Origin of the sequence: Epilithonimonas sp. JDS (assembly GCF_021261315.1) — a bacterium.
Lineage (GTDB): Bacteria > Bacteroidota > Bacteroidia > Flavobacteriales > Weeksellaceae > Epilithonimonas.
Genome location: NZ_JAJSAX010000008.1, coordinates 120,609 through 126,974 on the forward strand (window position 1 = coordinate 120,609; position 6,366 = coordinate 126,974).

General features: G+C 39.3%; 7 protein-coding genes. 4 read left to right on the forward strand and 3 right to left on the reverse strand.

The annotated features are described in order from the left end of the window. Nucleotides 1–52: 52 nt before the first annotated feature. From LUD75_RS17380 to LUD75_RS17390, 3 genes are read right to left on the reverse strand one after another with little or no spacing between them, the layout of a single operon-like run. Nucleotides 53–445, reverse strand: coding sequence for a hypothetical protein (locus tag LUD75_RS17380; RefSeq protein ID WP_232707078.1), 393 nt, complete (start codon nt 443–445; stop codon nt 53–55). Next, nucleotides 442–729 carry a hypothetical protein gene (locus LUD75_RS17385; RefSeq protein ID WP_232707079.1) on the reverse strand — a complete coding sequence of 96 codons (288 nt, stop codon included), beginning with the start codon at nt 727–729 and terminating at the stop codon, nt 442–444. Before LUD75_RS17385 ends, LUD75_RS17380 begins: the two co-directional genes overlap by 4 nt. Nucleotide 730: 1 nt before the next feature. After that, entirely contained in the window at nt 731–2,131 is a 1,401-nt protein-coding gene (locus LUD75_RS17390) for a nucleoside recognition domain-containing protein (protein WP_317207330.1), read from the reverse strand. Nucleotides 2,132–2,569: 438 nt separating this feature from the next. Here LUD75_RS17390 and LUD75_RS17395 point away from each other — a divergent pair, with 438 nt between their 5' ends. The 4 genes from LUD75_RS17395 to LUD75_RS17410 all read left to right on the forward strand — a co-directional run bounded on the left by LUD75_RS17395 (nt 2,570) and on the right by LUD75_RS17410 (nt 6,354). Beyond that, complete coding sequence (locus LUD75_RS17395; RefSeq protein ID WP_232707081.1) at nt 2,570–3,598, forward strand: methionine ABC transporter ATP-binding protein; 1,029 nt, start codon at nt 2,570–2,572, stop codon at nt 3,596–3,598. Beyond that, nucleotides 3,588–4,241: a methionine ABC transporter permease MetI gene (gene metI / locus LUD75_RS17400; RefSeq protein WP_034973778.1), complete on the forward strand. Its 654-nt coding sequence runs from the start codon at nt 3,588–3,590 to the stop codon at nt 4,239–4,241. Before LUD75_RS17395 ends, metI begins: the two co-directional genes overlap by 11 nt. A gap of 11 nt (nt 4,242–4,252) precedes the next feature. Continuing rightward, complete coding sequence (gene metQ, locus LUD75_RS17405; RefSeq protein ID WP_232707082.1) at nt 4,253–5,053, forward strand: methionine ABC transporter substrate-binding lipoprotein MetQ; 801 nt, start codon at nt 4,253–4,255, stop codon at nt 5,051–5,053. Between the two features lie 236 nt (nt 5,054–5,289). Next, nucleotides 5,290–6,354, forward strand: a complete 1,065-nt coding sequence (locus tag LUD75_RS17410; RefSeq protein ID WP_232707083.1) for a T9SS type A sorting domain-containing protein — start codon at nt 5,290–5,292, stop codon at nt 6,352–6,354. The last annotated feature ends 12 nt before the right edge of the window (nt 6,355–6,366 follow it).

The window sequence follows — 6,366 nt, forward strand, 5'->3', positions numbered from 1 at the left end:
AAATAAAAGAATAATTTTTTATTTTAATCCTACCAAAGTGGTCAAATTTAATTTATTTTAACACTGTATTCAATTCGTTGATGCGGTTAATGATCGGCATTGCGAATATTCCGCTGGTTGTGAGATAAAGTTCGTAAAAAGTTTTCGCCTTTTCCGCAAAATCAATTTTGCCATCCGTCCGGAAATGAAACATAAAAATATTGCCGAGCATTTCGTAATAATCTGCGTGATCCTTCGATTCCCGAAGCTTTACCATTTCAATAATTTCCTCTTTTGATTTTAATGAAAGTTCACTGAAATCCATTTTGAAAATATCCTTCATCAAAGAATCGAAATCCAATTCTTTCTGCATCAGACTTTCTTCCGGCTTTCCAAGAAGTAATTTCTCCAATGCTTGGCTGAGTTGTCTTATCAATCTCAGCGTAAAATCTTTATCCTGAATCATTTCTTATCCTCTTTTTTTTCGTCAAGTTCTGGGCTTGCAGAAACTCTCGAAACAAAATGCATCGTTCCGTCTTTCGAATTATATATTTTGTTAGCCAACTTTATTCCGATTGTAATTCCAATCATTAAAATTAAAATAGATAATATTATGGACAAAGTAGAATCAAATGCGACATAAATTATAATTGCTAAAATCAAACTGATAATGAATGGCGATAGAAATATTTGCAGCCATCCTACTATTTCCGTTGTTTCTTCAAAGGCATTTCTTTTTTGATTTTTCATTCTATCCAAAGAATAAATACGCCAAAATTACCGAAACTACTACTCCTACTAAATCTGCCAGCAACATCGACCCAACTGTATATCTAGTATTTTTAATTCCAACTGAACCGAAATAAACCGCAATGACATAGAAAGTGGTGTCCGAACTTCCTTGCAAAATAGCTGATAACTTCCCAGCAAAACTGTCCGCACCAAAGGTTTTCATCGTATCTACCATCATTCCACGAGCTCCGGAGCCTGATAATGGTTTTATTAATGCAGTTGGCAATCCGTCCACAAATCTGGTATCGAGATGGGAAGCACTGGCAATCCACTTCATTCCATCGATGATGACCTCAAAAACACCACTGGTTCTCAGGAGAGAGATTGCAATCAACATTCCTACCAAATAAGGAATAATTTTCACACAAACCGTAAATCCTTCCTTCGCACCATCTATGAACGCGTCGAAAACGTTGATCTTTTTATAAACTGCACCCAAAACGATGGCAAGGAAAATCAATAAAATAATGCCATTGCTCATCACTTTGCTGAAGGAATCCAACTCATCTTTACTCAATTGAACTAAGTAGATGACGAGCAAAGCAATAATCGCAGAAATCCCACCAACGTATGCTAAAACAATAGGTTGGAAAAGATTGATTTTTTGTCTGATAGAAACAATCGTCATCGCAGCCAAAGTTGCGCAAAATGTCGCAATCATACATGGCAGAAAAATATCGGTCGGCGTTACAGAGCCCATTGATGAACGGATTGCGATGATGGAAACCGGAATCAATGTCAATCCGCTGGCGTGCAGACAGAGAAACATAATTTGGGCGTTGCTGGCTTTGTCTTTATCAGGATTCAGGGTTTGAAGACTTTCCATCGCTTTGAGTCCGAACGGCGTAGCAGCATTGTCCAATCCCAATAAATTCGCACTGAAATTCAGCATCATATGTCCGAATGACGGATGGTTTTTCGGAATGTCTGGAAATAATTTGGAGAAGAATGGTTGAATGAGTCGGCTGAGGAAGTTGATACCGCCAGCTTTTTCGGCGATGCTCATAAAGCCCATAAACAGAGCCATAATGCCAATCAGTTTCAGGCAGATATTGACGGCTGTTTCGCTGGTTCCGATGACGCCATCTGTAGCGGCAACTCTGTAGGTATTCACGTTTTGAAGGGAATCCATTTTGTAATGGATATGATTTTCTTCGAGTTCCGGCGTGGCCTTCAAGGATCTTTGAATATCTGGAGAAAACTGCGCAAATGGTTTTTTCGAGATCTGAATCGTGTCGCCACCTTTCCCGACCACCATATCGTTGAAGATCTGACTGTAATTCTCTGAACTGAAATATTTGATAGAGGCCACCGCAATGGCGATGATGATGAAGGCTGACCAAATCCTGCTTAGAACCATTCTGGAAATTAATTTCAGTAAATGTAAGAAAAATGCCAATAGATTTAGAAACTGGTATTCAGAAATTAAAATTTTAATAGAATACCAAATCCCGCAGCCCGGCCTGAGTGGAGCTCATTTTTTTGCGTTGGGAAAAGCTCGGCAAAAAATAGCGGGAACGGAGGACGGAAATAGCTGCCCAAAACTTTAAGAATCGCATTGTGAGGACAAATGCCATAACTGATTTTTGTCATAAATCTAAATTATACTTGTTTGGTATGAATTGAATTGATACCTTTGCCTCGGCTTTTTTTAAACACTATCAATGTTGAAATTTTGTTTTGTTTGTTGCAGTAATATATTTCAGTGATATATAATGATGTAGAGGATAGTGTGTTTATTTCGAAAACCTTTCATAATCTCATTTGAAAGGTTTTTTATTTTAATTAATTCGTAAAAATGATAGAACTTTTAAACGTCACCAAAAGTTTTAAGACCAAAAATAAGACGATCCAGGCTTTGGCAGACGTTTCTTTGACGGTTGAAAAAGGCGAGATCTTTGGCGTCATCGGAACTTCCGGCGCCGGGAAAAGTACGCTGATCCGCTGTGTGAACCTTCTTGAAAAACCGAACGCTGGAAAAGTGATTGTCGATAATATTGAACTGACAAAATTGTCTGATGCTCAACTGACCTTGGAACGAAGAAAGATCGCAATGATCTTCCAGCATTTCAATTTGTTGTCTTCTCGAACGGTCTTTGACAATATTGCATTTCCGTTGGAATTGGAGGGAAAATCCAAATCTGAAATCAGGGAAAAGGTGAATGGCCTTTTGGAACTTGTTGGACTGAATGAAAAGGCAAAGGATTACCCAGCCAATCTTTCCGGTGGACAAAAACAAAGAGTCGCGATTGCCAGAGCTTTGGCCAATGACCCGAAGGTTTTGCTTTGTGATGAGGCGACAAGTGCACTGGATCCGGCAACCACCAAATCGATTTTGAAATTGCTGAAATCCATCAATCAAAAATTGAACCTGACAATCCTTCTGATCACTCACGAAATGGAAGTCATCAAGACGATCTGCGATAAAGTAGCGGTCATCGATCACGGAAAACTGGCGGAACAAGGCAATGTGGAACAGATCTTCACCAATCCGCAACAGGAAATAACGAAAGGATTTATCCAGTCTTCTCTTAATATCGAATTGCCTTTGGTCTATCAAAATTCATTGAGCAGTGTTGATAGCGGAAATAGCAATCCGCTTGTGAAATTTATGCTGACCGGAAACAACGACCAGAGTTTTGTCATCAGTAACTTGTTTGAAAAATTTCAGGTCAAAGCGAAAGTGATCAGTGCGCAACTGGAATATGTTGGCAATCTGAGTTTTGGCGTTTTGCTCGTGGAATTGCAGGGCAAAAATATCAACAAGGCTTTGGCTTATTTGGAAAATGAATATTCTAACACAGAAATTTTAGGTTATGTCGGATAGTATTATCAATTTGTTATTTCAAGGAACGATAGAAACGATTGTGATGACCTTGGTTTCTGGATTTTTCGGATTTCTATTAGGATTACCAACAGGAATTTTCTTATTCCTGACAAGAAAAGGCCAATTGTTGGAGAACAAAGTTTCTCACCAGGTGGTTTCTGTAATCGTGAATATTTTCCGTTCGATCCCATTCATCATCTTAATTGTTTGGATGATCCCATTCACCAGAACAATTGTTGGAACATCGATCGGTGTGGCGGCCGCTTTGGTCCCTCTGAGTGTTGGTTCGGCTCCATTTATTGCAAGATTGGTAGAAAATAGCTTGCTGGAAATCCCTTCCGGATTGATAGAAGCGGCAAGATCGATGGGCGCAAAACCGTTGCAGATCATCCGAAAAGTGCTTTTGCCGGAAGCTTTGCCATCATTAATCAATAATGTCAGTATCACTTTGATCACACTCGTAGGTTACTCTGCAATGGGTGGCGCAGTTGGCGCTGGCGGACTGGGACAAGTTGGTTATCAATATGGCTACATCGGCTATGATTTTGCGGTGATGAATTCGGTCTTGGTATTACTGATCATTCTGGTTTTCATCATTCAATTGGCGGGAGATTTCCTTTCGAAAAAATTTAATCACAGATAAAAAATTAAAAAATGAACTTAAAAAAAATAGCACTTGCCTTCGCAATTATATCATTAATGGCTTGTGGCAAAAAAGAATCAAACCCGAATGTTTTAAAAGTGGGAATTGCATCCGGACCTGAACAAGGTTTGGCAGAAGAAGCTAAAAAAGTCGCCAAAGCAAAATATGGTTTGGATGTAGAATTGGTAAGTTTCAATGATTACGTCGTTCCAAACGAAGCTTTGAGCCAAGGTGATGTGGATGTGAACGCGTTTCAACACCTGCCTTACCTGGAAGAGCAATCCAGACAACGAGGCTACAAATTGGCTGTTGTCGGGAAAACTTTTGTTTATCCAATTGTGGCTTATTCTAAAAAAATCAAGTCCATTTCAGAATTGAAACCGGGACAAACCATTGTGATTCCAAATGATCCGACTAATGGTGGAAGATCACTGTTATTGCTTCAGAAGCAAGGATTAATTAAATTAAAAGAAGGCATTGGACTATTACCAAAAGTCGCAGACATCACAGAAAATCCGAAGAATTTCAGAATTCTGGAATTGGAAGCGCCACAGATCCCAAGGGTTTTGGAAGACAAAGAAGTGGTGCTGGCGATCATCAATAATAATTTTGCAGCCCAAGCTGGCCTGGATCCAGAAAAAGAAGGCCTTTTCACAGAAGATAAAGATTCGCCTTACGCCAATTTGATCGTTTCCAGAGAAGACAACAAAAATGACGAGAAGATCAAAAAATTCGTCAAAGCCTATCAATCTCCGGAAGTAGAGGCCGTTGCCAAGCAGACCTTCAAAGGAGGCGCTGTGAAAGCGTGGTAAAACTTCTATTTTATATCTAGTTTTTTAAGTTGGTGGTTCAGATTGAATCGCCAATTTTTTTTATTAAATTAACCAAAATCGATTATGGCTTCAGAATCATCAAACTAAACTAGCAATAAAAATCAGCTGCAAATCAATCTTGTAAAGCGAAACCACAGCATTCTTCAATTATGATTTAAATCATTTTGTTATTTTTATTAGTTCTAAATAAATATGTTTGCAAAAAATTAAATTATATGCTTAATAAATATCTTTGTTTAGGACTGTTTGCTGCTTTTGTAAACACCAATGCACAAAACTGCACACCGCAAGCTGCAGGAAATAATGTGGGCGATAACGGCTGCGTGAGTCTTACTTATCAAAACCAAACCGTTTCCTACAAAACTGTGAGAGCTGCTGATGGCTACGAGTGGCTTCAGCAAAATCTGGGAAGCTCAAACGTTGCAACCAGCATTGCTGACGAAGGTGCAAGAGGCGACTACTTCCAATACGGCCGCTGGGATGATGGTCATCAATTGAAAACTTCTGCAACCAGCGAAACATATCCAACGCCAAATAACCCGGTCGGTTTAGGAAGCGGAACCACCACTTTTTATATCGGTGGAGGAACACCCTGGTCTTCGAATTATGTAGGTTGGTTTGCAAATCCGAATCAAAATGACACCTGGTCTGCAAAAAACCTTTCCGAAGTAACAGAACACAACGGAATCGATCCTTGTAAAGCAATCGGAGACAATTGGGAAATGCCATCTGAAGCAGATTGGGATCTAGTAATAACAAAAGAAAACATCTTCCCAAGACCAGCTGGCGCTACAACTGGAGGAATTGTTAGAGGTTTTGAAAGTAATCTTAAAATAGCCGGAGCGGGCGCTCGTAAAGACGCTGGATGGGCTTTTGAAGGAGCTCGTGCTTACATCTGGACAAAATCTGCCAGCGCCAATCCAAACTTTTACCGTTACGTGTATTTGGGAGCTGCAGCATCCAGTACAACAGGTTTTGGTGGTGACGCGAAAAGTTTTGGTTATTCTGTAAGATGCGTGAATAAGTCAAATAATACTTTAGCTGTCAATGATTTCAACAAAACAGATTTTTCGTTCGGTCCAAATCCAGCTGACAAATTCATCAAGATCAATACAGAAAATGCTTTGAAATCTGTGGAAGTTCTATCTCTCACTGGACAGAAAATTTCCGACACCAAAGAGAATATGGTTGATGTTTCTCGTTTGACAAAAGGGAATTACTTCATCAAAATTACTTTCGAGAATGGAAAGACCACGACGAAGAAATTCATCAAGAAATAATAAATTTCTGAA